General features: G+C 55.3%; 22 protein-coding genes. 16 read left to right on the forward strand and 6 right to left on the reverse strand.

The window, feature by feature from the left end; all coding sequences use genetic code 11:
- Positions 1-17: 17 nt before the first annotated feature.
- The 10 genes from PXG97_RS17910 (at position 18) to PXG97_RS17955 (ending at position 10888) form a co-directional block, all read left to right on the forward strand.
- Positions 18-1697 (forward strand): GMC oxidoreductase, encoded by a 1680-nt coding sequence (locus PXG97_RS17910; RefSeq protein WP_276499188.1) that lies wholly within the window; start codon positions 18-20, stop codon positions 1695-1697.
- Between the two features lie 111 nt (positions 1698-1808).
- Positions 1809-3275, forward strand: a complete 1467-nt coding sequence (locus tag PXG97_RS17915) for a Gfo/Idh/MocA family protein (protein ID WP_276499189.1) — start codon at positions 1809-1811, stop codon at positions 3273-3275.
- A 51-nt stretch (positions 3276-3326) separates the two neighbouring features.
- A complete protein-coding gene (locus PXG97_RS17920) occupies positions 3327-3890 on the forward strand; it encodes a gluconate 2-dehydrogenase subunit 3 family protein (protein WP_276499190.1) in 564 nt (187 codons plus the stop codon).
- 230 nt (positions 3891-4120) lie between these two features.
- A complete protein-coding gene (locus PXG97_RS17925) occupies positions 4121-5284 on the forward strand; it encodes a Gfo/Idh/MocA family protein (RefSeq protein ID WP_276499191.1) in 1164 nt (387 codons plus the stop codon).
- Positions 5285-5355: 71 nt separating this feature from the next.
- Positions 5356-6411 carry a sugar phosphate isomerase/epimerase family protein gene (locus PXG97_RS17930; RefSeq protein WP_276499192.1) on the forward strand — a complete coding sequence of 352 codons (1056 nt, stop codon included), beginning with the start codon at positions 5356-5358 and terminating at the stop codon, positions 6409-6411.
- Positions 6412-6445: 34 nt separating this feature from the next.
- Complete coding sequence (locus tag PXG97_RS17935) at positions 6446-6952, forward strand: c-type cytochrome (protein WP_276499193.1); 507 nt, start codon at positions 6446-6448, stop codon at positions 6950-6952.
- 9 nt (positions 6953-6961) lie between these two features.
- Positions 6962-7714 (forward strand): 3-keto-disaccharide hydrolase, encoded by a 753-nt coding sequence (locus PXG97_RS17940; RefSeq protein WP_276499194.1) that lies wholly within the window; start codon positions 6962-6964, stop codon positions 7712-7714.
- Positions 7715-7750: 36 nt separating this feature from the next.
- On the forward strand, positions 7751-9037 hold the full coding sequence (locus tag PXG97_RS17945) for a nucleoside permease (RefSeq protein ID WP_276499195.1): 1287 nt from the start codon (positions 7751-7753) through the stop codon (positions 9035-9037).
- A gap of 16 nt (positions 9038-9053) precedes the next feature.
- Positions 9054-9953 carry a hydroxypyruvate isomerase family protein gene (locus tag PXG97_RS17950; protein ID WP_276499196.1) on the forward strand — a complete coding sequence of 300 codons (900 nt, stop codon included), beginning with the start codon at positions 9054-9056 and terminating at the stop codon, positions 9951-9953.
- Positions 9954-10015: 62 nt separating this feature from the next.
- Positions 10016-10888 (forward strand): sugar phosphate isomerase/epimerase family protein, encoded by an 873-nt coding sequence (locus PXG97_RS17955; RefSeq protein ID WP_276499197.1) that lies wholly within the window; start codon positions 10016-10018, stop codon positions 10886-10888.
- A gap of 360 nt (positions 10889-11248) precedes the next feature.
- Here the strand turns inward: PXG97_RS17955 and PXG97_RS17960 are convergent, their stop codons facing one another.
- From PXG97_RS17960 to PXG97_RS17980, 5 genes are all read right to left on the reverse strand, one after another.
- On the reverse strand, positions 11249-12547 hold the full coding sequence (locus tag PXG97_RS17960; protein WP_276499198.1) for a sugar MFS transporter: 1299 nt from the start codon (positions 12545-12547) through the stop codon (positions 11249-11251).
- A 368-nt stretch (positions 12548-12915) separates the two neighbouring features.
- Positions 12916-14259 (reverse strand): MgtC/SapB family protein, encoded by a 1344-nt coding sequence (locus PXG97_RS17965; protein WP_276499199.1) that lies wholly within the window; start codon positions 14257-14259, stop codon positions 12916-12918.
- Between the two features lie 33 nt (positions 14260-14292).
- Positions 14293-15630: a TolC family protein gene (locus PXG97_RS17970; protein WP_276499200.1), complete on the reverse strand. Its 1338-nt coding sequence runs from the start codon at positions 15628-15630 to the stop codon at positions 14293-14295.
- Positions 15631-15687: 57 nt separating this feature from the next.
- A complete protein-coding gene (locus PXG97_RS17975) occupies positions 15688-18777 on the reverse strand; it encodes an efflux RND transporter permease subunit (protein WP_276499201.1) in 3090 nt (1029 codons plus the stop codon).
- A 278-nt stretch (positions 18778-19055) separates the two neighbouring features.
- Positions 19056-20174 (reverse strand): efflux RND transporter periplasmic adaptor subunit, encoded by a 1119-nt coding sequence (locus PXG97_RS17980; protein WP_276499202.1) that lies wholly within the window; start codon positions 20172-20174, stop codon positions 19056-19058.
- Between the two features lie 198 nt (positions 20175-20372).
- Here PXG97_RS17980 and PXG97_RS17985 point away from each other — a divergent pair, with 198 nt between their 5' ends.
- On the forward strand, positions 20373-20714 hold the full coding sequence (locus PXG97_RS17985) for an MGMT family protein (RefSeq protein ID WP_276499203.1): 342 nt from the start codon (positions 20373-20375) through the stop codon (positions 20712-20714).
- A gap of 57 nt (positions 20715-20771) precedes the next feature.
- Positions 20772-21494 carry a YoaK family protein gene (locus PXG97_RS17990; RefSeq protein WP_276499204.1) on the forward strand — a complete coding sequence of 241 codons (723 nt, stop codon included), beginning with the start codon at positions 20772-20774 and terminating at the stop codon, positions 21492-21494.
- A 139-nt stretch (positions 21495-21633) separates the two neighbouring features.
- Here PXG97_RS17990 and PXG97_RS17995 read toward each other — a convergent pair whose 3' ends face one another.
- Positions 21634-22209: a DUF1579 family protein gene (locus PXG97_RS17995; RefSeq protein ID WP_276499205.1), complete on the reverse strand. Its 576-nt coding sequence runs from the start codon at positions 22207-22209 to the stop codon at positions 21634-21636.
- Between the two features lie 366 nt (positions 22210-22575).
- Here PXG97_RS17995 and rlmH point away from each other — a divergent pair, with 366 nt between their 5' ends.
- From rlmH to PXG97_RS18015, 4 genes are all read left to right on the forward strand, one after another.
- A complete protein-coding gene (gene rlmH, locus PXG97_RS18000; protein ID WP_276499206.1) occupies positions 22576-23049 on the forward strand; it encodes a 23S rRNA (pseudouridine(1915)-N(3))-methyltransferase RlmH in 474 nt (157 codons plus the stop codon).
- 152 nt (positions 23050-23201) lie between these two features.
- Positions 23202-24308, forward strand: a complete 1107-nt coding sequence (locus PXG97_RS18005) for a sensor histidine kinase (RefSeq protein WP_276499207.1) — start codon at positions 23202-23204, stop codon at positions 24306-24308.
- A 310-nt stretch (positions 24309-24618) separates the two neighbouring features.
- Positions 24619-25374, forward strand: a complete 756-nt coding sequence (locus PXG97_RS18010; RefSeq protein WP_276499208.1) for a LytR/AlgR family response regulator transcription factor — start codon at positions 24619-24621, stop codon at positions 25372-25374.
- Between the two features lie 146 nt (positions 25375-25520).
- Entirely contained in the window at positions 25521-26561 is a 1041-nt protein-coding gene (locus PXG97_RS18015) for a hypothetical protein (RefSeq protein WP_276499209.1), read from the forward strand.
- The last annotated feature ends 313 nt before the right edge of the window (positions 26562-26874 follow it).

The following is a 26874-nucleotide window of genomic DNA, read 5'->3' on the forward strand; positions in this document are numbered from 1 at the left end:
AGATCTCACCCTTACCTATGGCGGAAAATGTATATGACGCAATCGTAGTAGGCTCTGGAATTTCTGGTGGCTGGGCTGCCAAAGAGCTTACTGAAAAAGGATTGAAAACGATAATGCTGGAGCGTGGCCGGAACATCGAGCACGTGAAGGATTACGAGAATGCGACCAAGAACCCCTGGGACTTCCCGCACCGCGGCCGCAGAACCCAGCAGATGATCGAAGACTACCCGGTGCTTAGCCGCGACTATCCGCTGAACGAGACCAACCTAAGTTACTGGGTGAATGAAAAGGAGAGCCCATACTCTGAGGTAAAACGTTTCGACTGGTACCGTGGCTACCATGTGGGAGGCCGCTCCCTGATGTGGGGGCGCCAGAGCTACCGCCTCGCCGATCTGGACTTTGAGGCGAATGCCAAGGAGGGTATCGCCGTAGACTGGCCGATCCGCTACAAAGACCTGGCGCCATGGTATAGCTACGTAGAGAAGTTTGCCGGTATCAGTGGCTCCAGAGAAGGTATTCCGCATTTGCCCGACGGCGAGTTTATGCCGCCCATGGAGCTGAACTGCGTGGAGAAGGATGTTGCCCAGCGCCTGAAGAACCATTATAAAGGCAACCGCCACATGATCATCGGCCGGGTGGCCAACATCACCGAGCCCCTGCAAAGCCGCACCAACTGCCAATACCGTAACAAGTGCTGGCTGGGCTGCCCGTTTGGCGGCTACTTCAGCACGCAGTCGTCTACGTTGCCGGCGGCTATGGCTACAGGCAACCTCACGCTGCGCCCGTTTTCCATTGTTACTAAGGTGATCTATGATAAAGACACCAAGCGCGCCAAAGGCGTGGAGGTGCTGGACGCCGAAACCAACCAGACGTACGAGTACTTCGCCAAGGTCGTGTTCCTGAACGCGTCCACGCTTAACACCACCTGGGTTTTGATGAACTCCGCCACCGACGTGTGGGATGGCGGCCTGGGCAGCAGCAGCGGCGTGCTGGGCCACAACCTGATGGACCACCACTTCCGACTGGGGGCATCCGGCGTGGCAGAGGGGTACGAGGATAAGTATGTGTATGGCCGCCGCCCGAACGGTATTTATATCCCGCGCTTCCGAAACCTGAATGGCGAGAAGCGTGACTATGTCCGTGGCTTCGGTTACCAGGGCGGCGCAGGCCGTGAAGGCTGGGGCCGTGAGATTGCAGAGCTGACGATTGGCGGTGATTTTAAAGACGCGCTGACCGAGCCAGGCCAGTGGACCATGGGTATCACGGCCTTCGGCGAGATTCTGCCTTACCACGAGAACAAGGTGACACTGGACAAGAACAAGAAAGACAAGTGGGGCCTGCCGGTGCTTGCCATCGACTCCGAGCTGAAAGAGAATGAGCTGAAAATGCGCAAGGACATGATGGAGGATGCCAAGGAGATGCTGGAGGCAGTCGGACTGAAAAATGTAAATGCCTACGATGCCGGCTATGCCATGGGGCAGGGTATTCATGAGATGGGTACCGCGCGCATGGGCCGCGATCCAAAGTCTTCTGTGCTGAATGCGCACAACCAGGTGTGGGACGCGCCGAACGTGTACGTGACCGATGGAGCCGCCATGACATCTGCTGGTTGCCAGAACCCATCGCTTACGTATATGGCGCTCACGGCCAGGGCTGTAGACCACGCCGTGGGTGAGCTGAAGCGCCAGAACATTTAAATAGGGCAGCCGGGGTATAAAAGCTATCCGTTCATCAGTAACAGGAGCTCTTATACCCCGGCCTAGCCTTCTTTCCCTGTATTCCCTTTTCTCCACCTTAAAACAAAAACTATGTCCGAAAAAGAAAGCCATCCTCCCCAAAGTAACTCCAGAAGGAGCTTCCTGAAGGCAGGGGCGCTGGCTGCTGCAGGTTTCTTCATCGTGCCGCGCCATGTGCTGGGCAGGGGCTTTGTGGCACCAAGCGATAAGTTAGTGGTGGCAGGTATAGGCGTAGGAGGGATGGGCGGCAACGACATCAATGGCGTTTTCAACAGCGGAAAAGCCGATATTGGCTTTCTCTGCGACGTAGACGACCGCCGTGCCGCCAAGGCGCGGGAGAAGTTCCCCAAAGCCAAGTACTATAAAGACTGGCGCGAACTCTTCGAGAAGGAGGGAAAAAACTTTGATGCCGTAACCGTTTCTACCCCGGACCACAACCACGCCGTGGTGGCCATGGCTGCCATGCAGATGGGCAAGCACGTGTATGTGCAGAAGCCATTGACGCACGACATTTACGAGGCCCGCGTGCTGACCGACGCAGCCAAACGCTATAAGGTGGTAACGCAAATGGGAAACCAGGGCGCCTCCGGCGATGGCGTCCGCCAGTTGCGCGAGTGGTACGACTCCAAGGCTATCGGCGATGTGCACACCGTGTACTGCTGGACCAACCGCCCCGTGTGGCCACAGGGTATACCGTGGCCAGCCACCAAGGCAGATGTGCCGCAAGAGCTGGACTGGGACCTATGGCTGGGCACAGCCCCTTACACCGATTATGTAGACAAGCTGGTACCGTTTAACTGGCGCGGCTGGTGGGATTACGGAACAGGCGCCTTAGGCGATATGGGTTGCCATATTGTGGAAGCGCCGTTCAGCGTGCTCAACCTAAAGTATGCTAAGGATGTACAGGCCAGCGTAGGCAGCGTGTATGTGGATGAGTTTAAGCGGGGGTATTTCCCTGAGAGCTGCCCACCTTCCAGCCACGTGACCCTCACCTTCCCAAAAACAGACAAGACCAAAGGCGATGTTACCCTCCATTGGATGGACGGGGGCATACAGCCTGCACGGCCGGAGGAGCTGGAGCCAGGCGAGGTGTTCGGCGACGGGGAGAACGGGGTGCTGTTTATAGGCACGAAAGGCAAGATGATGGCCGGGTGCTACAGCGAGAATCCGCAATTGCTGCCGACAAGCCGCTCAGCTGGTTTCAATGTAAAAGACAAGCATCAGCTGGCGCGTGTGCCAGGCAGTGCGGGAGGCCACTACAACCAGTGGGTGGAGGCTTGTATTGCCGGCCACGGCAACAAAGAGGTAAGCTCCCCGTTCGAAGTTGCCGGCCCACTGACAGAGGCGCTGCTGATGGCCAACCTGGCTATCCGCGGCATCGATATCCGTGTGCCGAAAGCAGATGGCAAGGGGCACACCTACCCGGGCCGCGACAAGAAGCTGCTTTGGGACAACGAGCGGATGCGGGTCACAAATTTTGATGAAGTAAACCAATACGTGAAGCGGGAGTACCGCCCCGGCTGGACGCTGGGAGCATAGCCCGCCATTGCAAAGTATAAAACGTTCTAAACTGCTGTAACGATAACATAAATGAACAGAAGAGAAGCATTAGGAGCTGTAGGCTGGATACTGGGCGGTGCCCTGGTAAGCGCCGACCTGTTGGTGTCCTGTACCGCGAAGCCGGTGAAGTATAACGACCTGTTCGACCAAGACCAGGTGGCTTTCCTGAACGAGGTGGGCGAAACCATACTTCCTGCCACCAGCACCCCGGGTGCCAAAGCCGCTGACGTGGGCGGCCTGATGGCCGTGATGGTGCAGGACTGCTATACCAAAGAGGACCAGGAGGTGTTCCTGGACGGCTTGAAGAAAATTGATGAAGCCAGCGAAGAGAAATTTGGCAAAGCTTTCTTGAAGCTGGATCAGGCGCAGCGCACCGAGCTGCTGACTGCCCTGGATGCCGAGGCGAAAAAATACCAGGCGGAGAAGAAACCGGAGGCGCCAAACCACTACTTCCGCATGATGAAAGAGCTGACCTTGTTCGGCTTCTTCACCTCGGAGGTGGGGGCCACACAAGCCCTGCGCTACGTGGAGACTCCCGGCCGCTACGACGGCTGCGCCCCTTATAAGAAAGGCGACAGAGCCTGGGCGACCTAAGCCAGCACCCTGTACACCCCTTCTCGGAGGGGCTGGGGTGGCGGTGGCCTTTAAGAAAATCACCTTTAGTAAAAGTATAAATTACTGCGCCTGTGCCCGCACGTTAGCGTGGGGCGCAAAAGTGCAGCAACCAATTAAGGCAAAGTATGAATACGGGCTTCAAGGCTCGTATCCATACTTTGTTTAAGTGTTTAATGCTCCTTGCAGGAGTAGAATTCCGTAATAAAACTATGTCAGAGAAACTACGCTTAGGGATGATAGGCGGCGGGCAGGGCGCCTTTATAGGGGCCGTGCACCGGATTGCGCTGCGAATGGACGGAGAGTATGAACTTGTCTGCGGAGCCTTCAGCAGCAACCCCGAAAAGTCAAAGGCCAGCGGCGAGCTGCTGGGCCTGCAGCCGGAGCGGGTGTATACGTCCTATCAGGAGCTTTTTGAGAAGGAGAGGCAGCTGCCAGAGGAGCAGCGCGTGCAGGTGATCAGCATCGTGACGCCGAACCACGTGCATTTTGAACCGGCCAAACTGGCGCTGGAGAATGGTTTCCATGTGGTGCTCGACAAGCCCATGACCTTTACCCTGCAGGAGGCGCTGGAGCTGCGCAAGGTAGCCGAGGCCTCGGGCAAGCGCTTCTGTCTCACCCATACTTACACCGGTTACCCTATGGTAAAGGAGGCGCGCCAGGTGGTGGCTTCGGGCCGGCTAGGCAAGATCCGCAAAGTATATGTAGAGTACCCGCAGGGCTGGCTCAGCCGCTTTGAGGAAGGCGGCGGAAACAAGCAGGCCTCCTGGCGCACCGACCCTAGCCAGAGCGGTATAGCCGGGGCCATGGGCGATATCGGCACCCACGCCTTTAACCTGGCCGAGTACGTGAGTGGCCTTTCGGTGTCTAAGATCTGTGCCGATATCAATACCGTGGTGGAAAGACGCCAACTGGACGACGACGGCGCCGTGCTGCTGAAGTTTGACAACGGGGCCAGCGGCGTACTCATAGCCTCCCAGGTGGCAGCCGGCGAGGAAAACAACGTGAAAATACGCGTGTACGGTGAGCAAGGTGGTGTAGAGTGGCAGCAGAGTGACGAGAACACCATGCTGCTGAAATGGCTGGACAAGCCAGCCGAAGTATGGCGCACTGGCGGGGGCTACACCAGTTCCTTCGCCCAACATAACACCCGCACGCCGGCCGGTCACCCTGAAGGGTACCTGGAGGCTTTTGCCAACCTGTACCGCAACTTCGCCCTCTGCATCAAAGCCGATATGGCTGGCGAGCAGCCCAAGCCCGAGTGGCTCGATTACCCGGGCATAGAGGAAGGCGTGCGTGGCATGGCCTTTATCGAGGGCGTGATCGCTTCCGGTAAATCAGACCAGAAATGGATGGACTTTAGCATAGAAGCTTAAGAGGGGGAGGCAACGTATACCTTAAGGCTTTATGCCAACTCATTCCCACACCTAAAATGAAATCATAAACTATGAATACGATTAAAGGACCGGCAGTATTTATTGCCCAGTTTGTGCAGGATACGGCGCCGTTCAACAACCTGAAGGATATCGCCCATTGGGCAGCCAGCCTGGGGTACAAGGGCATTCAGATTCCTACCCACGACCCGCGCTTTATAGACCTGCAGAAAGCCGCCGAGAGCAAGACCTACGCCGATGAAGTGAAGGGCATTGTAGCGGAGGCGGGCATTCAGATCACAGAGCTGTCCACGCACCTGCAGGGGCAGCTGGTGGCGGTGCACCCAGCCTACGACACCCTCTTCGACGGCTTTGCGCCGGAGGCGTACCGCAACAACCCCAAGGCAAGGCAGGAGTGGGCCGTGCAGCAGCTTAAGCATGCGGCCAAAGCCTCCCAGAACCTGGGCCTCAACGCCTGCGCCACCTTTAGCGGCGCGCTCCTGTGGCCGTACGTATACCCGTGGCCGCAACGTGCCGCCGGTCTGGTGGAAACAGGTTTCGGGGAGCTGGGTAAACGCTGGACGCCGATCCTGGATGTGTACCAGGAGTGCGGGGTGGACCTGTGTTACGAGACCCACGCCGGCGAGGACATCCACGACGGCATCACCTACGAGATGTTCCTGGAGGCGGTGAACAACCACCAAAGCGCCTGCCTGCTCTACGACCCGTCGCACTTTATACTGCAGGCGCTCGACTACCTCGAGTTTATCGACATCTACCACGAGCGCATCCGGATGTTCCATGTGAAAGACGCCGAGTTTAACCCCACCGGAAGGCAGGGCGTGTACGGCGGCTACCAGGGCTGGGTAAACCGCGCCGGCCGTTTCCGCTCCCTGGGCGACGGGCAGGTGGACTTCAATGGCGTGTTCAGCCGGCTCACGCAGTACGATTACAAGGGCTGGGCCGTGCTGGAGTGGGAGTGTGCCCTGAAGCACCCCGAAGACGGAGCCCGGGAGGGAGCCCCCTTCATCCAGGACCACATCATCCGGGTAACCGAGCGGGCCTTCGACGACTTTGCCGCCTCCGGCATAGACCAGAGCATGAACAAAAGTATACTTGGCTTATCCTAAAACCAGACCACACACTAAACGATATTTCTAAACGATGAAAAAGAACCTGCTTATACTCGGCTTTGGCTGCCTGGCCTTTACTTTTGCCTGCAGCGACGCCTCCAACACCAACACAGAGGAGGGCGGAAGCACCACCAGCTACAGTGTGGAAGGTGGAGAGATGGATTCTGCGGCTGGGGCAGCCGTGAGCGCTTCGGCCAAGCAGTCAGAAGTGGACACCAACCGCATGAACATTGGCACAAACCGTAGCGCTGGTGGTGGCCAGGCTGCTGCGTCCGGTAACTTCGAGAACGGCGCCAAGCTGATTGCCGGCTCCGACTGCCTTGCCTGCCATCAGGAAAAACAGAAACTGGTTGGGCCTGCTTATGTGGAAGTGGCCCAGAAGTATGAGTTCAATGATAAGAACGTGGACTACCTGGCCAGCAAGATCATAGAAGGCGGTGCCGGTGTATGGGGGCAGGTGCCGATGACGCCGCACCCGAACATCAAGAAAGAGGACGCCCAGGAAATGGCTCGTTACATTTTGTCGCTTAACAACTAAGAAACACACATGCTGAAGAAATACATCGCTGGCCTGGCCCTGCTCACCCTGCTTGGTTGCCAGTCTACCGAACAGGAAACCACCAACTCCATGGCCGATAACGAACAGAACCGCGAAACTGCCACTGCCGAAGGAGAGTGGACCCCGCTCTTTGACGGCGAAACCACCAATGGCTGGCACACCTACGGCAAAGATGCAGTGGGCAAGGCCTGGATAGTGGACGATAGCGCCCTGCACCTGGACGCCTCCAACAAAAAAGACTGGCAGACCAGCGACGGCGGCGACATCGTGACAGAGGAGGAGTACGGTGATTTCCACCTGCAGTTGGAGTGGAAAGTAGCCGAGAACGGCAACAGCGGCATTATTTTTTATGTGCAGGAGGATACCGCCAAGTATGATTACACCTGGAACACCGGCCTGGAAATGCAGGTGCTGGACAATAACGGGCACCCGGACGCCAAGATCAAGACACACCGCGCCGGCGACCTGTACGACCTGATCTCCAGTAGCCCCGAAACAGTGAAGCCGGCCGGAGAGTGGAACCAGGCAGAGATCATTAGCAAAGACGGGCACCTGGTGTTTCACCTGAACGGAGAGAAAGTGCTGGAAACTACGCTCTGGGACGATAACTGGCGCCAGATGGTGGCCAAGAGCAAGTTTGCCGACATGCCCGGATGGGGAACCTTTAAGTCTGGCAAGATAGCCCTGCAAGACCACGGCGACAACGTGTGGTACCGCAACATCCGCATCAAACGACTGTAATTCTTTACCTCCTCACTCCTTTAAATAGCAGCAACCATGAACTCGCTGACCCGCATTAAACTATCATTCATGATGTTCCTGGAGTTTTTTATCTGGGGCGCATGGTTCGTTACGCTGGGCACTTTCCTGTTTAACAACCTCCAGGCCACAGAGCTCGAAACCGCCAGTGTCTTCTCTACCCAATCCTTTGGAGCTATCATTGCTCCGTTCATCATCGGCCTGATCGCCGATAAGTATTTCAACGCCGAGCGGATTCTGGGGATTCTGCATCTGGTGGGAGCCTTCCTGATGTACCAGATGTACAATGCTGTTAACGTTGGCGAGTTTTACCCTTACGTGCTGGCCTACATGATCGCTTACATGCCTACCCTGGCGCTGGTCAACTCCGTGTCGTTCCGGCAGATGAAGAACCCGGAGAAGGAGTTCTCGGTGATCCGGGTGTGGGGCACCATCGGCTGGATTGCGGCGGGGTTGTCTATCAGCTACATCTTCCACTGGGATTCTGCTGCGGGAATAGGCGAGGGCCTGCTGCGCAATACGTTCATGATGGCGGGCATCGCTTCGCTTATACTTGGCGTGTACAGCTTTATGCTGCCTAAAACACCACCGGTGAGAAGCCAGGAGAAGAGCAACTCTATTTCTGAGATCCTGGGCCTGGACGCCATCAAGCTGCTGAAGAACAAGAACTTCCTGATCTTCTTTATCGCCTCCATCCTGATTTGTATCCCGCTGGCCTTTTACTACCAGAACGCCAACCCGTTCCTGGCTGACATCGGGCTGGAGAACCCGACAGGCAAAATGACGATCGGGCAGATCTCAGAGGTGCTGTTCCTGCTGCTGCTGCCGGTTTTCTTCTCCAAGTTCGGCTTTAAAAAAACTATATTGGTAGGTATGGCCGCCTGGGCGCTGCGCTATGTGCTGTTTGCTTACGGCAACGCCGGCGAGCTTTCTTTTATGCTGATCCTGGGTATTGCGCTGCACGGCATCTGCTACGACTTCTTTTTCGTATCGGGCCAGATCTATACAGACGCCAGGGCCGGGGAGAAATATAAAAGCTCTGCCCAGGGCCTGGTAACGCTGGCCACCTATGGCGTGGGCATGCTCATCGGTTTCTGGGTAGCTGGCTTCATAAGCGAGTACTACAGAGCTGCCGACACAGAAAATTTCTGGCAGAGCGTGTGGCTGGTGCCGGCCGGTATCGCGGCAGTGGTGGCCTTGCTGTTCACTGTTTTCTTCCGCGATGAGAAGGGAGCCGCCGACGCCACTACCGATAGGCCTTACGGTGCCGAGACTGAAAGACAGGAACTGACAAGTTTACCATAGTTACCCTTTACCCGATATGTCACATAACACGAGCCGCAGAAGCTCCCTGAAGAAAATAATGGCTGGAACAGCCACTATCACGGCAGCATCTGTTTTGCCGGCCCTTACGGCCTGCGCACAGGGCACGGATGCCGAAACCACGAACAACAAGTTGAAAGGAAACATAAACCACGCCGTTAGCCGCTGGTGCTACGGACACTTGTCGGTAGACGAGCTGTGCAAGGAGGCCAAGGCCATGGGGATCAAAGGCATCGACCTGGTAGGCCCGGAGGACTGGCCCACGCTGCAGCAGCATGGCCTGGAGTCCACGATGTGCAACGGTGCCGAACTGAACCTGGTGGATGGCTGGAACGACAAACAGTTCCACGCGAAACTGATCAAGAACTACACCGACATGATTCCGCGCGTGGCAAAGGCCGGGTATAAAAACCTGATCTGCTTTAGCGGTAACCGACGAGGCAAAACCGATGAGGAAGGCTGGAACAACTGCGTAGCAGGTTTAAAGCAGGTGCTGCCGCTGGCGGAGAAGCACAACGTGACGCTGGTCATGGAACTGCTCAACAGCAAGGTAGACCACAAAGATTACCAATGCGATAAAACCGCCTGGGGTGTGGAGCTGGCCAAAAGGCTCGGTTCCGAAAACTTTAAGCTGCTCTACGATATTTACCACATGCAGATAGACGAGGGCGACGTGATTCGCACCATCCGTGATAACCACCAATACTTTGCCCACTACCATACGGCCGGTGTGCCGGGGCGCAACGAGATAGACGAAACGCAGGAGCTGTACTATCCGGCCATCATGCGTGCCATCGTGGAGACAGGCTTTAAGGGGTATGTGGCGCAGGAATTTGTGCCGAAGCGGGATGACAAGCTTGCTTCGCTCAGGCAGTCTATCCAGATCTGCGACGTATAGGCCGCCTTTATAAGCACACATCTCAACTTCTGAAAGATCAACTCCTAACGAGAAAATTATACATGACAACAAGACGAAGTTTTCTGCAGCAGGCAGGATTACTGACAGCAGGTGTACTCATTGCGCCTAGCTGCATGGTGGCCAAGGCTGATACAAAAAACATTGGCATACAACTCTACACGCTGCGTGAGGAGCTCCCCAAAGATGCCAAAGGCGTGATCGGGAAAGTGGCACAGGCTGGGTATAAGGAGGTGGAGACGTTCGGTTACTCCAGCGAGTCTGGTTTCTTCGGGATGAAACCGAAGGAGTTTGCCGACCTGCTGAAGCAACATAACCTGAAAGCACCGAGCGGCCACTTTGGCTTCGATCCCTACATTAGCGGGGAAAGCGATGACCTGCTCAAGTCTTACATCGATGCGGCCAAGGCAGTGGACATGAAGTATATTGTGGTGCCGTACCTGGGGCAGCAGCTTCGCCAGAGCGCCTCGGATTACCAGCGTGTGGCCGAGCGCCTCTCCACGGCAGCAGAGGCTTGTCAGGAGGCCGGGCTGCAACTGGCCTACCACAACCACGATTTTGAGTTCCAACAGTTTGGCGATACCACCGGCTATGAGATCATCCTGAATGAGACAGACGCCGACAAGGTAAAGCTTGAGCTAGACCTGTATTGGGTGGTGCGCGCCGGCCTGGACCCTGTGGAGATGTTCAAAAAGAACCCAGGCCGCTACGAGCTGTGGCACGTAAAGGACATGGACAAAGCCAACCCGAAGATAAACACTGAGATAGGCTCAGGTTCTATCAACTTCAAGCAGATATTCAACAACGCCAAGCTTGCCGGTGTGAAGCACATCATAGTGGAGCAGGAAAACTTCTCCATGGACCCTTTCCAAAGTATAGCCCAAAGCCATACTTACGTGAAGGAGAACCTGCTGTAAACTCTTAGCAGGAAAGTAAAATGGCCCAGCCATACCCCACAGGTATGGCTGGGCCATTTTTGTTTGTTCGCTCCTGTGCGTGCTGCTCACAGCGGGCGGGTTGCCAATATCCTGTAAAGTTGCCCTGTGGTGGCTTAGGGGCAGAGCATTTCCCCGTGAGATTGCCCCTTTCTGTTTCTGGAACAGTTGCTGTGGCGGTCCTGTCGCCAGTGCCGCAGCAGCAACGCCATACTTTGAGCGGTTTAAGCTTGTCCTGCCAGAGCGTGAGTAGTGCAATAGGGGTGGATAGCCAGCGTGACAAAAAAAGCGGCTCCCGGAGTATATTTTCCGGGAGCCGCCTAGCCAAAGGTTTATACTTTGCTATATGTTTTTCTTGCCCACTTTGTGGCCTTTCGTAGCGTAGAAGAGGATGAACAGGTAGCATGGCACCATGATCCAGTAGGCATCCTGCGCATTCCAGGCATCTGCCAGGGCACCGTAGGCCAGCGGAACAACAGCACCGCCGGCGATACCCATTACCAGTAGCGAGGAGGCAGCCTTTGTGAAGCGGCCGATACCGGCCAGCGCCAGCGGCCAAATGGCAGGCCACATAAGCGAGTTAGCCAGGCCCAGCAAAGCGATAAAGGCAACGGAAACGTAACCTGAGGTCAGGATGGCTCCTACGGAGAAGGCCACACCCAGCATCGCACAAATCTTTAGGGCATCCTCCTGTTTGATGTATTTAGGTATAGTAACAATGCCAATGAGGTAACCAACCACCATGGCGGCCATGGTACCGCTGGTAAAGAACTTAGCCGTGGTGAGCGGGATTCCTTGTTCAGCGCCATAGCTAATGATAGAGTCGCCGGCCATTACTTCTACACCCACATACAGGAACAGCGTGAGCACGCCCAGCATCACGTGCGGGAATTCAAAAACGCTCTTTTTGCCTGTTGTGGCGGCAGCCGCTGTCTCGTCCTCCTCGTCTGTGTCGATCTCCGGAAGAGAAGAGCGGTAGATCCAGAAGCTCAGGACCAGCAGCACGATGATGATACCGATGTAAGGCGGAATCACCTCCAGGGCCATGTGGTCGAGGGCGGCGGCGCGAGCAGCCTCTTCCATACCTGCTACTTCGGCACGCAGCGCGTCAGCGCCCTCCAGGCTCAGGAACAGGCCCAGGATGATAGGAGCCACGGCGCCGGCAACTTTGTTGCAGATACCCATGATGCTGATACGCTTGGCGGCACTCTCAGCAGGGCCAACGATTGTGATATACGGGTTAGAGGCTGTCTGCAGGATGGCCAGGCCGCAACCGATCAGGAACAGGCCCGCCAGGAACAGCAGGTATATCCGTGTCATGGCTGCCGGGATAAAAAGCAGTGCTCCCACGGCCATCACCACCAGGGCCACCGACATGCCGTTCTTAAAGCCGAACATGCCCAGCACGCGCGGGGAGATGGGGGTCATCACCAGGTAAGCGATGTAAAAGGCAAAGGTGACAAAGAAGGACTGGAACTTTGTTAACTCGCAGGCGATCTCCAGGTAGGGGATCAGAAGGGAGTTAAGCCAGGTAACGAAGCCGAAGATGAAGAACAGCGCGCCAATAATGACCATCGCGCTCGTACTGCCTTGTTGCTGGCCGAGCTCCGGCGTGTGCTGCTTAGTGGAAGTGTTTGCCATAGTGTCGTACTCAGGTAGATTTTTGAGAAAAAGTTAAGTTGCCAAGGTAGGCTGCAGCGGGTAAGGCGCAGCCTGTGTAGGAGAAGTAGGAGCTAACGTTTCTGCCTAGCTTTCCTTCCCCATTATGTATGTCATATACAGTATTGCAAGATAGTTTTATTTTTAAATTATCGCCTGTGTTACCCCCTGCAGTTTTGCACCAGGCATAAAATTTTTACGCAACAAGATGGAAAGGCCCCGGTAACTGAGATTTCGGAGCGCTAGGATCCGTTTCCCCTTTTGCTGGACAAGGCGCCGGTGGATGAGTTGGCTTTGTGCTTGCACCACGATTCGCTGGCAGAGGCCAATGATCCAGGTAAGGGCGCGCGTCAGGCTTGGCCTGCAGCGCTACTCATCCCGAACCACTGCACCTGAAGATCCTCCGGCCACAGCCACAGCACCAGCAAGCCCCCAGCGAGCACAATGCCGAATAACAGGGCTATTTTCCCGAACACGGAGCGGTTTCCCAACACACCGACCAGGCCAGCCTTAAAAACCAGGTTAGAGAGGGCCGCCACTAGTATGAGTTTCCAGCCGTTCGCCGGCTCTAAGTTACCCACCTGCATCAAACGGGAGGTAGACAAGGTGATGGCATCCACATCAGTTAAGCCAGAGATGATGGCCACCACATACAGGCCGCCGCTGCCCAAGTGGTCTTTCGCAAAGGCGGTGGCAAGTATAACGGCGGCATACACCGCCCCAAAGACCAGCGCTGTTTTAAGTTGTGCCGGGTTGCCCTGCTCGGGCATGGTATCTTGGTTATTGCCTTTGAAGAAGTACAGCACCACGCTCAAGGCCAGCATTAGCAGCAAAACAGCCGTTAGGGGAGGGGCAACAGTGGGCAGGGTGCCGGGTGCCACCACCGCTACCTCTGTTATAATGCGGATAAAGGAAACCACAGAGGCAATGATGATAACCAAGGCAGCAAGCATGCTGCTGGTATCCTTGCCTTTGGTGCGGCGGGCATAGCTGACGGTGGTGGCCGTGCTGGAGATCAAGCCTCCCAGTATGCCGCCTAACACTGTCCCTGCTTTTTGCCCGAATATCTTATAGGCAAAGTAGCCCAGCAGCCCCAGCCCCACGATCAGCACGACCATCAGCCAGATGTTGTGCGGGTTCAGCACATCGTATGGGCCGTAAGTTTCATTAGGGAGCACCGGCAGCACGACCAGCGAGATCACCACAAACTGCATGATGGCCCTCAAATCGTCCTGCCCGATCTTGGCTACTATGCGGTGCAGCGTTTCCTTAAGGTGGAGCAGCACTGCTGCCGTTGCTCCTACCGCCACGGCTACGGTGGTTTGTCCCAGTACCAGGTAGGCCCCCACCACATACATCAGCAGGGCGGCCGCCTCAGTTGTCAGGCCCACGTCAAAATCCGGGGTTCTGCTGCGCATGAAGTTAGCCACAGCCATCATGCTGGCCAAGCTAACAACCCCCATGGCCAATATCCAGCCCCCGAAGTCCTGCGCCAGCAGGCCGGAGATAGTGCCAAACAACGTGATGAGCGGGAAGGTGCGGATACCTGCCAGCTGCGACTGGTCGTGCTGCCGTTGTAGCCCTACCAACAGCCCCAGCCCAAGTGAAATGCCTAGTGTTACGAAAAGCTCTAGCTCCATTGCCATATGTATGAACACGGAAGGTACAGCCTTAAAGTATAAAAGTATAGCCATGGCTATACTTTTATACTTTAAGGCTGGGTATGGTTACAGCTGGTTTTCCTGCAGCAGGGTGCTGCTTAGGCGCTTCAGCTCAATTTCGGCTGTCTTGGCCTGGTATTGAATGTCGATAAGGCGGTTTGAGGCTACCAGCTCGTTGCGTTGCGCCTCACGCAGCTCTATAGCCGTCAGGATGCCCAGCCGGTATCTTTCCAGCGCGATTTCGGCGTTCTCCTGCGCCAGCTTCAGGTTGCTTTCCTCCAGCTCCAGCAGCTGCAGCCGGTTGGTGTACTGGCTGTAGGCCCGGGCCAGGTCTGCCTGCAGGCGGTTCTCCTCGCGCTGCAGCTCCAGGTTAGCCGTTTCCAGGTTGATGCGGGCGTTCTGCGCCTGGCGGTTGATGTTAAAGCCGTTAAAGATCGGCACGTTTAGGCTAAGGCCGTAGTTATAGCCCCGGTTTTGGTTAAAGCGGGCCTGGAACTCGTTCAGTGGCTCAGCCTCGGAGCGGCTGAAGTTATAGGCGCTTACCACGCTAACCGTCGGGAAGCGGCTGGCCCTCACGGATTTGATGTCCAGTGTGGCCAGTTGGCGCTCCAACTGCAGGCGCTGCAGCAACGGGTTGGCTGCCGTCAGGCTGTTAGTGGCAACACTGTAATTTACCGAAGGGTCTACGATGATGCTATCGGTCACTTCAAAGGCGATATCCGGGTTGCGGCCCAGGAGCTGGTTCAGGTTGATTTTGGCATTCTGCAGCACTTCCTGCAGCAGCAGGAGCTCGGAGCGGTCGGCGTTGTAGTCTACCTGTGCCCGCAGGATCTCTACCTTGGCACTTACCCCCACCTCATACTGTGCCTGTGCAATCTCCACACGGGCCTCCGATATGGCAATGGCATCCTCAATGGCTTTGATCTTGGACGATTGGCGCGCCACCTCAAAATAGCTGGCGGTTATATCGGCTATGGTATTCTCCACGGTCTGCTTCGTAAACAGCTCGTTCGACTTCTCGATTGTCTTCAGCCGGTCCAGGTTGATGAACATGCCTAGGCCGTCAAAAATCACCCAATTCAGGCTCACGCCATAGCCGATGTTGTTTGAGCTGGCTCCATCCCGCACCCGGTCAGGGCCTGTCTGAAACTCCTGGCGGGAGTTGTTCTCGCTGAAAGTGCGGGTGGCGCGGCCATCTACGTTAGGCAGGAAACCAGCATTCCCAAGTGTTACGTTATTCTCGGCAACAGCTTCCTGCCTGCCGGCTATCTGTATGTCGTAATTGTTCTGTAACCCGATGCGGATGGCCTGCTCCAGCGAAAGCTGCTCCTGGCTCAGGGCCTTGCCTGGTAATAGTAATGCTATCCCGATAAGGAAAAGCGCCGCGGCTCTATATGAAAACATTTATACGTTGATCTATCGCGTTAAAATCCTTTAGCAAAATTAGTTTAGTGGCAGAGGCTATACATACTCCGGCTGGCGCTCGCTTTCCTTTGCTTCTTTTTCTTCCTCTTCACCGATCACGTTGGCCTCAGCCGATGAGAAATAGGAGTACACGGCAGGAATCACGTAAAGCGTGAGGCCGGTGGCCAAAATCAAGCCCCCTACCACGGCAATACCCATCGGCACGCGGCTCTCGGCACCCGTACCCAGGGCCAAGGCGATAGGCAGGGTACCCAATATGGTAGACAGTGAGGTCATCAGGATCGGGCGGAAGCGGGAAACGGCGGCGTCGGTGGCGGCCTCCAGCTTGGTCAGGCCTTCCTGCTTGCGCTGGTTGGCGAACTCCACCAGCAGGATACCGTTTTTCGTCACCAGGCCCACCAGCATGATCATACCGATCTGGCTGAAGATGTTCAGGGTTTGGTCGAAGTACCAGAGGCTGATCAGGGCGCCGGAAAGGGCCAGCGGCACGGTAAACATGATGATGATCGGGTCGCGGAAGCTCTCGAACTGCGCCGACAGGGCCAGGTAGATCAGGCCCAAGGCAAGCAGGAACGCGAACAGCAAGCTGCCGGAGCTCTCGGAGAAGTCCCTGGACTGGCCGGTGAGGCTGGTCTGGAAGGTCTCGTCCAGTACCTCATCCGCAATCGCATCCATGGCCTCAATGCCGTCGCCAATGGTCTTGCCTTTGGTGAGGGTGGCACTGAAGGTAGCGGCGGCAAACCGGTTGAAGCGGTATACTTGTGGCGAGGCGCTTTCTTCCTTCAGTTGAATCAGGTTATCCAGCTGAATCAGCTCACCGGTGTTGCTCTTCACGTACAGGCTGCGCAGGTCCAGCGGTTCGCTGCGGTTCTCGCGGGCCACCTGGCCCAGGATCTGGTACTGCTTGCCGCCTTTCACAAAGTACCCGAAGCGGGTGCCGCTCAGGCCCAACTGAATGGTCTGGGCAATATCGCGCACGCTCACCCCCAGGCTCTGCGCCTTTTCGCGGTCAATCTCCACGCGCAGCTCCGGCTTGTTGAACTTCAGGTTCACGTCCACGAAGTTAAAGGTCGGGTCCTGCTGGGCCTTCTCCAGGAACGGCGGGATGATCTCGCGCAGCTTATCCATGTTCTGGGACTGCACCACGAACTGCACCGGCTGGCCGGCGCCACGTCCGCCACCCAGGCCCTTGTCGCCGGAGGCGAAAGCGCGGGCCCCCGGTATCTGGCCGATGAGCGAAGGCAGGCTTTCCACGATCTCCTGCTGCGTTATCTCCCGCTCATCAGGGGAGACCATGCGCAGGCGCACAAAGCCTGAGTTGGAGTTCCGCGTCATGGAGGTGATGCTGGAGATGCCTTGCACCGAGTCGTTCACTAAGGCGGTAAGCTCGTTCATGTACTGGTCCATAAACTCGAAGGAGGCTCCCTCAGGGCCGGTAGCGTTAATACGCAGTCCGCTGCGGTCCTCATCCGGCGTCAGCTCCGATTGCAGGCTGGTCATTTGCCACCAAATGGTGCCGGCGGCCACCAGTATAAGTATAAACGCCATCCAGCGCACGCGCATAAAGCTTTCCAGGCTGCTGCGGTAGCCATTGGTCAGGGCCTGGAAGAACGGCTCGGTTTTGCGGTAGAACCAGTTCGGCCTGTCGCGGTGCTTGAGGATGCGCGACGACATCATCGGCGTGAGCGTGAGCGACACGAAGGAGGAGATGATCACTGAGCCCGCCACTACGATACCGAACTCCCGGAACAGGCGTCCGGTGGTGTCCTCCAGGAAGGCAACCGGCATAAACACCGCCGCCAGGGCAATGGTGGTGGAGATAATGGCAAAGTATATTTCCTTGGCTCCGTTTTTGGCGGCTTGCAGCGGTTTCTCCCCTTTCTCAATGCGGGTATAGATGTTCTCCAGCATCACAATGGCGTCGTCCACCACCAGGCCGATGGCCAGTACGATACCCAGCAGCGTCAGCACGTTGATCGAGAAATCCATTACATACATGATGAAGAAGGCACCGATAAGCGAGACAGGAATGGCCACTACCGGGATGAGCGTGGAGCGCCAGTCGCGCAGGAACAGGAAGATGATGACCACCACCAGGCCGAAGGCCACGAAGATGGTTTCCTGCACCTCGGATATGGAGGCACGGATGTACTGCGAGTTATCGAAACCGATAGTCAGTTGCAGGTCGTCGGGTATGTCTTTTTTGATGTGTTCGAGGCGGCGGTAAAACTCATCCGCGATCTCGATCTGGTTAGAGCCCGGCTGCGGCACCAGCACCACGCCGATCATAGGGATGCCGTTGTAGCGCAGCACGGTCTTCTCGTTCTCGGGGGCCAGCTGGGCATAGCCAATGTCGCGGAAACGGATCAGGCGGTCCGCATCCTGGCGCACGATCAGGTTGTTAAACTCCTCAGGTGTGGAGATGCGTCCCATGGTCCGCACCGAAAGCTCGGTGGTGGCGCCCTCTATGCTTCCCGAAGGCAGTTCTACGTTCTGCCGCGACAAAGCGTTCTGCACCTCCAGCGGGGTCACGCGCAGGGCGGCCAGCTTCTCAGGGTCCATCCACAGGCGCATCGAGTAGCGCTTATCCCCCCAGATCATGATCTCACTCACACCAGGTATTGTCTGCAGTTGCTCCTTAAACACGTTCACACCAATATCCGACAAGTCCAGCAGGGAGCGGCTCTCGCTCCGGATGCCCAGGAACAGGATAGGGTTGGCGTCTGCGTCGGCTTTGGCCACGGTAGGGGGCTCGGCGTCCTCTGGCAGTCTGCGCTGCGCCCGTGCCACCCGGTCGCGCACGTCGTTGGCGGCGGTCTCCAGGTCCACATCCAGGTTAAACTCCACGGTAATGTTGCTGCTGCCCTCGCTGCTGGTAGAGGTAAGCGTCCGGATGCCCGCAATACCGTTGATAGACTCCTCCAGGGGCTCCGTGATCTCTGACTCTATCGTTTCGGCGTTGGCACCTACGTAGCTGGTCCTCACGTTTACGATCGGTGGGTCTACGCTGGGATACTCCCGCACCCCCAGGTAAGTAATGCCGATAAAGCCGAACACCATGATCGCGATGCTCATCACGATGGCCAGCACGGGGCGATTTATACTTATGTTGGATAAACTTGCCATACAGTTGTCTAGTATTTTTGGAGTCGGCCTGTGGCTGCTTAGTGTTTCAAACTACCTTTCCTGTTCCGTCAGTTAACTCCTTTGGGGTTGCTCAATTAAGTTTGTTGCCATAAGTGGCTGTCTCATCTTCCGCGGGGCACTGCCTCAGTGGCAGGCAGTTCCGCTGCAGGGGCTTCGGTGTTACCCGGCTTGTTTTCCTGTATGCCCGGTTGCTTTGCTTGCTGTAGGCTTCCTTTTAAACGATGCGGGTGTGGGTACTGGCATGGAGCCAGTCTCCTTTATTCGGCCTGAGGTGCTTGCTGCTCCGGGGCCGGTATAGTTTCCTGGGCACTCCGTACCCTGCGGATGTTCAGGTTGGAGCCATCGCGCACCTGTAGGATGCCGGAACGGATAATGGTGTCGCCGGGAGCCACGCCTTCCATGATCTGGATCATAGTTTCGGACCGCTGCCCGATTTTAACCATCTGCGGCACAGCCTTTCCGTTTTTGGCCAGGAAAATCTTGTGGCCGGTGGCCTCCGGTATAATCGCCTCTGTCGGGATCAGGATGGCGTCGTCTGAGTTGCTGAGAGCCAGGCTCACGCTTACGAAAGCGCCTGGCTTCACCTCCTCGTTTTGGTTATCGAAAAGCGCGCGCACCTGCAGGGTGCGGGTGGTGGGGTCTATGCCTGGTTCCACGGCATACACAGCGGCTTGGTATACTTCTGGCCGGCCTTCCACGGTAAAGCTGATCTTGTCACCGGCCTTTACCTGCTGGCTGTAGCGGCCCGGAATGGCAAAGTCGATCTTCACTGGGCTGATGTCGACGATGCGGGCGATAGGGGTGGTAGCCGACACGTAGCTGCCCTCACTCACCTGGCGCAGGCCGATTACGCCGTCAAAAGGAGCGCGCACGTACGCCTTGGCCAGCGTCGCCTTCAGCGCCTGGATGTCGGCCGTGGCGGTGGCCAGCTGGTTGCTTACCTGGTCATACTCCTGGGCACTGATATATTCTTTTTCGAGCAGGGTGCGCTGGCGCTCCTCCATGTCGCGGTATAGCCGCTGGTTAGACTCCAGCTTCTGCAGCTGGGCACGCAGCTCAGCGTCGTTTACCGTCATCAGCAGCTGCCCTTTGCTCACTTTACTGCCCTCCTTAAAGTTTATCCCTGTCACGCGGCCGGCTATCTCGCTGCGCAGCTCCACATCCTCGTTGGGCAGCACGGTGCCTGTGGTGGAGATCTTGTTCTGGAAAGCAGCCGGCGAGACCACGTACACATCTACCGTGACTTTCTGGGCCATAGGGCCACCGCCAGGGCCAGCCTGCTGCTTCTCCGGCTCTGCTGATAGTTGCCTGTAAACAAAATAGCCAACTGCCGTAACGGCTACTAAAATCAGAATGGTCTTTAACGTTTTGTTCATTTGTGTTTCAACACAGGTTTAGTTAGGTAGGTGCCCGTTATGCTTTAAAAACTCAGAATAGCCGGTGCTATATTATAATCCAGCTTAAATATACAGCCAATATTGCCTACTGTAAAAGTTGGTGTAACTTAATCTCTACAAACCGGCACAATTAAAAGACAAACGGCAGTACCGAAGGTTTAAAAAGCAGACAGCGAAATGGCAAAAAAAGATACGAAGGAGAATTTCTTCCAGAATGTGTATGAGGTGGTGCAGCTGATCCCGCGCGGGCGGGTCACTTCTTATGGCGCTATTGCCAGTTACTTAGGGGCAAAAGGCTCGGCCAGAATGGTGGGATGGGCCCTGATCGCCTCGCACCCGATGACCAAGATACCGGCCCACCGCGTCGTGAACCGGGTAGGCATGCTAACTGGCAAGCAGCACTTTGATGCGCCCAGCGCCATGCAGGAGCGGCTGGAGCAGGAGGGGGTGCGCGTGGAGAACGACCAGGTGGTGGACTTCGATAAACTGTTCTGGGACCCGGCCAAAGAGTTGCTGTGAACGTAGCCTTTTGTGCCCTTATTTATACTTTGGCAATAGCTTAAGCCCTTTCCGACTATGTTCCGACACCGAGGGAAAAACCGAACCCTAAAGCATAACCTGAAGCTGGCCTCGCTGCTTTCTTCTGTGGCCGGTATAGTAAACATAACGGGTGTTTTTGCGCTGCACCAACTCACAACAAACGTTACGGGGCATTTCGCCTTTTTTGCAGATGAAGTAGCCCGCCACAATTTTACCGCCGCCTGGGGCTACCTGTGGTTTATCCTGGCCTTCTTTTCAGGGGCAGCCGTGTCTGGGGCGCTGCTGGAGGCGATGCTGCGGCGAAACAAACGCTTTGTAAATGTTCCGCCGGTGGCATTGGAGGTACTGATACTTGTAGTGGTGGCACTGCTGAGCTGGGAGTTTATCCTGCGCTACCCTGTTTCCATTGCCTGCTGCCTGTTGTTTGCCATGGGGCTGCAAAACGCGCTCGTAACCAGCATCTCTAACGCCGTGGTGCGCACCACCCACCTTACCGGCCTTTTCACCGACCTGGGCATAGAGGTGGCGCAGCTGTTTTTCTTCCGTAAGCAGGAGCAGCGGCAAAAGCTAAAAGGCTCTATCGGGCTGCGTCTCACCATTATCAGCTTCTTTTTCCTGGGCTGCATCGTGGGCGGCTTTCTGTTCTCCTTTTACGCCACCAAAACCCTGTTATTGGCCGCTGCCATACTTATAGCAGGCTTGGTGTGGGACAGCGTGAAGTATAAAGTAGTGAGGCTGAAGCGGCAGTACAGTTCCTGAAAGTTATCCCGCCTGGAAAGGCATACGTGCCTTTGTATGCTCACCGGCGCGGGGTTGCAGCGCCATGGCAAGGCCAGTCAGGTTTACGCTTCTATCTGTTGCGTGTAAACCTAACTGGCCTTGCGTCACATCAATCGGTTTAACGGCTGGCGGTTTGTCGTGGGGTGTAGTAGTCTTTAGAGAGAATCAGCAGGTTGCCATCCTTGTCCAGGGTACGGACGATCTTGAGCAGTGCGTTATCCGACAGGAACACGTACACGTACTCGATGCTGCTCAGGACCCCTTTCTTCAGCCCGTCCGGATGCGTCAGCGTAATGGCGTTGCACTCGGGATACCACTTGCCTACCATAAGGGTCGTGTTCCGGCTCTTCTCGTCTGCCTGGATCAACTCAAACCGGCTCTTTTCGGCGGAGTAGCCCAAAAAGCATTCCTGCCGCTTCTTGCTGCCATCCGGGAGCTTTAGGTCAGCTTTTTCATGTAGGAAACTGCCTTGGTAGGCATGGCTGATCTGAGCTTCACCCGTGGTTTGGTGAAAGGTTCTGCTTTCCGGCTGCCATGTGTAATGGCTCACCAGCCAATTTCCGGACAACCGGCGGAGCAACTCATAGGCTTCTTTGGAGGTGAGCTGTCCCTCTCTTAGTTCCTGTGCCTGAACAGCTGGCGCGGCCGCTACCAGCAACGCCGCTGCCAGCAGGGTAAAGATTACTTTTTTCATAGCTTTATTTTTAAATTAGTGTCAGGTTGCGTGGCTGCCCTTGCCTGTTTAAGTGGCTGAACAACAATATAAAGATAAGCCAGGAGGCAGGATAGTTGCTTGGTTTTTAGACTAATAGCGAAAAGGATTGTACTTAGGGCTTTTTTCTTTGTGCCAGTAAGTGAAACGCGGGTAAAAGTACCGATGAACTGAGGCAGGGGCAGGACGGAGTGACGAAATGAAAACAAAGTGGCTTTTAGATGCTGCGGTTCCTGCTCAACCTGGGAAGTGGAGGCAAGCTAACACCTGCGCTTCTGCCGGCCTTTGCTGTGGCACTTTCTTGTAAACTCCCCCTTTAAAAGCGATATTGGCGCAAAATAGTAGCAGATGAAGATTAAACTTGTTGTGATTGGCAAAACCGATGAGAGGTTTTTGGAGGATGGGATAGAGAAGTACCTGAAGCGGCTGAAGCACTACCACCCGGTGGAGTTCATGGTTATCCCCGACATCAAGCAAGGCGGCAAGTATACTGCCGATAAACTGAAAGAGGCGGAGGGCAAGCTTATACTTGGCAAAGTGCAGGAGGGTGACCACCTCATCCTCCTCGACGAGAAAGGCAAAACCTTTACTTCTTCTGAGTTCGCTGCTTTTCTGCAGAAGAAGCTCAATGCGGTCACCACCAACCTGGTGTTCGCCGTGGGCGGTGCCTTTGGCTTTTCAGACGAGGTTTACCAGCGGGCGAACGATAAAATCTCGCTCTCCAAAATGACATTCACGCACCAGATGGTCCGCATGTTCTTTTTTGAGCAATTATACCGCGGCTTCACTATCCTGAGAGGGGAGAAGTACCATAACGAGTGATTTATACTTACCGCCGCATAACACGATAAATCTTTCTGTGCTTTTTGTTGTTGGGCAAGTATAATTTGCCGCTAAGCACTCCTGGCCATACATCGGTCTAAAACCAAACCAACCGTTTTAGCGGCTTGCACCAGAAACGATACCTTTGTACTATGGAGATGAAGTTGAGCACGGCGAGTACCCTGGGAACCGGCGCTACCTGGAGCCTGCCCGAGGTGCGCAACGTAACGCAGAACCGCATGCTGCTGCACCTGGCTTTTTGGGCGGTGTATGTGGTTTTCTTCGGGTTGCTGTACGGCAGTTACATAGATGATTACTACAACGCCTTTATGGTGGAGCTCGTGGAACTGCCCTTTAAGATGGCGCTGGTATACTTTAACATGTACTACCTGATGCCGCGCTACCTGCTGCAGAAGCGTTACCTGGAGTTTTTTGTGTACCTGCTCCTGCTGATGGGTGCTATCGCCGGCCTGATGCAGTTCGTGCTGCTGCCCTTCCTTATCCACCCGATTTTCTGCCCGTCCACCTGCACGGAAGACAACCTGACGTTTTACCGCTTCATCAAGAACATCGTCAACATCAATTATGTGGTCACGATCACGGCGGTGATTGCCCTGCTGAAGTACTGGTACAGCCAGCAGCGCGCTGCCCGCGACCTGACGCAGGACAAGCTCGAGGCCGAGCTGAAGTTTCTGAAAGGCCAGATCCACCCGCACTTCCTGTTCAACACGCTCAACAGCCTGTATTCCCTCACGCTCAAGAAGTCGGACAATGCGCCGGAGGTGGTGCTGAAGCTCTCGGGCCTGATGGACTACATGCTGCACGATGCCAATGCTGCTACCGTCCCGCTGGAGAAGGAGCTGGAATACATCAAAAACTACATTGCCTTGGAGCAGGTGCGCTACGGGGAGCGGGTGGAGGTGCAGTTCTCGGCCACCGGAAGTATAGCCGGCAGGCAGATTGCGCCCATGATGCTGCTGCCCTTCGTGGAGAATGCCTTTAAGCATGGCGTGAGCACCGAAACCAAGGATGCCTGGATCAGGATAGACGTAAAGGTGACGGAGGAGCGGCTGGTGCTGCTGGTAGAGAACTGCAAGTGCGCCGACAAGGCCAGCGGTAACTCCCGTGATATGGCCTCTGGTATTGGCCTGAGAAACCTGCAGCGCCGCCTGGAGCTGCTCTACGAGGGCCGCTACGAGCTGGAGGTAGAGGAGGAGCAGGACAGCTACGCCGCCAGGCTGGAGATTTCGTTCGAATAATCGTGCTTCTCTTTGGCGAAGTTTTAGGGCTTGTCCTGTGCCATAACTTTTCTGGAACAGGTCCTGACATACCAGAGATCGTTCTCTGGAGATGACAACAGGACTATTTATTTTGAAGCATAGAACTCTAAAAGCCTTGTCATGCTGTTAGAAAGCTCGGTAGAAACTGGGGGCTCTCCCCGGGAGGGTAAGCCTGCACCACCTGTTGCCAGGGGCTTTTCGGGATGACAAAAAGAAAGTATAAAAACAGCCCGTCTTAAGCGGAGAGCCGTTAAATTGCCATACGTTCCTTAGTGAAGATACCTAAACTATGAATAAAATACGCTGCATGATTGTGGATGATGAGCCGCTGGCGCTGGATGTGCTGGAGACCTTTATCCAAAGGCTGGATAACCTGGAGCTGGTGTGCCGCTGCAACAACGCCGTGGAGGCCTACAGCTGCCTGCAGAACGAGCGCATCGACCTGATGTTCCTGGATATCCAGATGCCCAAACTTACGGGGATCGATTTCCTTAAGTCGCTGGTGCACCCGCCCAAAGTGATCTTCACTACCGCTTACCGCGATTATGCCGTGGAGGGGTTTGACCTTAATGTGGTGGACTACCTGCTCAAGCCCGTCGCTTTTGAGCGTTTCCTGAAGGCTGTCTCCAAAGTGTCGGCCCCGGAGCTGCAGCCAGTTGCCACAGCGCCAGTGCCTGCCCCAACGCCAGCCCCTGCCATTACCCCCCAAAACTACAAAGAGGCCTTCATCTACCTCAAGGCGGATAAGAAAATGGTAAAGGTGATGCTCTCAGATATCCTCTACATCGAGAGCCTGAAGGATTATATCCGGGTAAAGACCGAGGCAAAGGAGATTATCTCCTACCAGAAAATCTCTTTCCTGGAAGAGAAGCTGCCGCCGGAGAAGTTCCTGCGTATCCATCGCTCCTTCATCGTGGCCCTCGACAAGATACAGGCCTTCTCTGCCTCCGCTGTTGACATCGGCAAGGCGGAGATCCCCATCGGCCGCTTCTACAAAAACGAGGTGCTGCAGGTGCTCAACCAGAATAACCTTTTAGAAAGTTAAGAGTTGAGAGTTAAAAGTTAAAAGTCGGGTTTGGTGCTGTGTGATACCATTTGTTATCATACTTATACTTTGGTCTTGAGAGGATTTCACAGAATAATCTGCGGAAAACTCATAACTTTTAACTCTCAACTCTTAACTAAACTAAGGTGTACATCTCCAAAAAGAAGCTGTTTTACCCGATCAGCAAAGGGCTGCGCAAGTACCTGCACTACTACGACCGCGAAACCAAGCTGCCGGTGCTGTACGAGGGCCTGCTGCATTACGCTGACTCTTTCCCTTACTACGATAAGCAGGGCCACGATACGCTGTGGGAGTCGGTGATGTATGACCAGCAGACGCAGCAGGAGCTAAACGAGGGGCTGACGATGATTTACGCCTTGCTGAAGACGGACGGCGATATGTCGGTAATGGAGCACCTATACGTGTCCAGGATCGATTACTGCACCTTTGGCAACTCTAACCCCTTCCGGGTGCAGATCATGAACCAGCTGAACGACAACTACGACTATTTTTATGTGAAGCGGGCCGATGCCTCCCGTATCTACGGCCTGGAGCTGGAGCACATTCTCTCCCCAAGCCGCATCAACTACCTGGTAGACGGCGACTCGCTGATAGAGGAGCACATTGCGGGCATACCGGGCGATGTCTTTATCAAGGAATACATTAAAAGGGCCAATACCAACAAGGTGCGTATTGCCAAAGAGTTCGTGAAGTTTAACGAGCGCTGCTTTGTGCGCCTGCTGGGTGATATGCGCTCCTACAACTATGTGGTGGACGTAACGCCTGACTTTGAGGACGAACAGTACCGTGTGCGGCCCATTGACTTCGACCAGCAGTCTTACGAAGGTAAAAAGACGATGTACCTGCCACAGTTCTTTAAAGACAATAACGCGATTGTGGAGCTGGTGCTGAAGCTGCTGAAGCCTGACGTGGTGAAGCAGTACCAGAATGAGGAACGCACGCTCATGTTCCGCCGCCTCAAGTCGGCCCGTTACCGCCTCAAGGACCTGATCGACTGCATGCGCCAGGACACAATCTCCACGCCGGAGAAGATTGAGCAGCTAAAGCAGGAGCTTACCCAGCACCATAACTCCGACGACTTTCTGAAGTGCAAGAACATGGGCGACCTCGTGCGCCTGAACCTGAAGTTTATACTTGCCCGTGCGCATAAGGTAAAAGGGTTTTAGTTGTCGGTTATTGGTTGTCGGGGTGTACTTTATTCTTTGCCGTGTTTGTTGCTTCTGTCTCTCCTGTGGTTACTACTAGGGCAAAGTATAAAACGTCAGCCGCACTTCGGGATTTGTAATCCCGAAGTACTTAATAAAAGGATTTGCAATCCGACTTCTGGCTTTGAGGTACTTAAGAAGCTGGCAAAGTATAGAATCGGATTAAAAATCCTGGCAGTAATATACTTTCGGATTGCAAATCCGAAAGAGAGGAGGTGATACCAGGCTCCCCTCCTTAGTCGCAGATGTCGGACTTATTTTGGTAGAGGGGCCG

The organism is Pontibacter litorisediminis (assembly GCF_029360645.1).
Lineage (GTDB): Bacteria > Bacteroidota > Bacteroidia > Cytophagales > Hymenobacteraceae > Pontibacter > Pontibacter litorisediminis.

Coding starts and splice junctions, on each gene's coding strand:
- PXG97_RS17915 (WP_276499189.1), top strand. CDS start 1,809: ATGTCCGAAAAAGAAAGCCATCCTCCCCAAAGTAACTCCAGAAGGAGC.
- PXG97_RS17990 (WP_276499204.1), top strand. CDS start 20,772: ATGTTCCGACACCGAGGGAAAAACCGAACCCTAAAGCATAACCTGAAG.
- PXG97_RS17940 (WP_276499194.1), top strand. CDS start 6,962: ATGCTGAAGAAATACATCGCTGGCCTGGCCCTGCTCACCCTGCTTGGT.
- PXG97_RS17945 (WP_276499195.1), top strand. CDS start 7,751: ATGAACTCGCTGACCCGCATTAAACTATCATTCATGATGTTCCTGGAG.
- PXG97_RS17975 (WP_276499201.1), bottom strand. CDS start 18,777: ATGGCAAGTTTATCCAACATAAGTATAAATCGCCCCGTGCTGGCCATC.
- PXG97_RS18010 (WP_276499208.1), top strand. CDS start 24,619: ATGAATAAAATACGCTGCATGATTGTGGATGATGAGCCGCTGGCGCTG.
- PXG97_RS17935 (WP_276499193.1), top strand. CDS start 6,446: ATGAAAAAGAACCTGCTTATACTCGGCTTTGGCTGCCTGGCCTTTACT.
- PXG97_RS17910 (WP_276499188.1), top strand. CDS start 18: ATGGCGGAAAATGTATATGACGCAATCGTAGTAGGCTCTGGAATTTCT.
- PXG97_RS17930 (WP_276499192.1), top strand. CDS start 5,356: ATGAATACGATTAAAGGACCGGCAGTATTTATTGCCCAGTTTGTGCAG.
- PXG97_RS17985 (WP_276499203.1), top strand. CDS start 20,373: ATGGCAAAAAAAGATACGAAGGAGAATTTCTTCCAGAATGTGTATGAG.
- PXG97_RS17980 (WP_276499202.1), bottom strand. CDS start 20,174: ATGAACAAAACGTTAAAGACCATTCTGATTTTAGTAGCCGTTACGGCA.
- rlmH (WP_276499206.1), top strand. CDS start 22,576: ATGAAGATTAAACTTGTTGTGATTGGCAAAACCGATGAGAGGTTTTTG.
- PXG97_RS17950 (WP_276499196.1), top strand. CDS start 9,054: ATGTCACATAACACGAGCCGCAGAAGCTCCCTGAAGAAAATAATGGCT.
- PXG97_RS17960 (WP_276499198.1), bottom strand. CDS start 12,547: ATGGCAAACACTTCCACTAAGCAGCACACGCCGGAGCTCGGCCAGCAA.
- PXG97_RS17970 (WP_276499200.1), bottom strand. CDS start 15,630: ATGTTTTCATATAGAGCCGCGGCGCTTTTCCTTATCGGGATAGCATTA.
- PXG97_RS17920 (WP_276499190.1), top strand. CDS start 3,327: ATGAACAGAAGAGAAGCATTAGGAGCTGTAGGCTGGATACTGGGCGGT.
- PXG97_RS17925 (WP_276499191.1), top strand. CDS start 4,121: ATGTCAGAGAAACTACGCTTAGGGATGATAGGCGGCGGGCAGGGCGCC.
- PXG97_RS17955 (WP_276499197.1), top strand. CDS start 10,016: ATGACAACAAGACGAAGTTTTCTGCAGCAGGCAGGATTACTGACAGCA.
- PXG97_RS17995 (WP_276499205.1), bottom strand. CDS start 22,209: ATGAAAAAAGTAATCTTTACCCTGCTGGCAGCGGCGTTGCTGGTAGCG.
- PXG97_RS18005 (WP_276499207.1), top strand. CDS start 23,202: ATGGAGATGAAGTTGAGCACGGCGAGTACCCTGGGAACCGGCGCTACC.
- PXG97_RS17965 (WP_276499199.1), bottom strand. CDS start 14,259: ATGGCTATACTTTTATACTTTAAGGCTGTACCTTCCGTGTTCATACAT.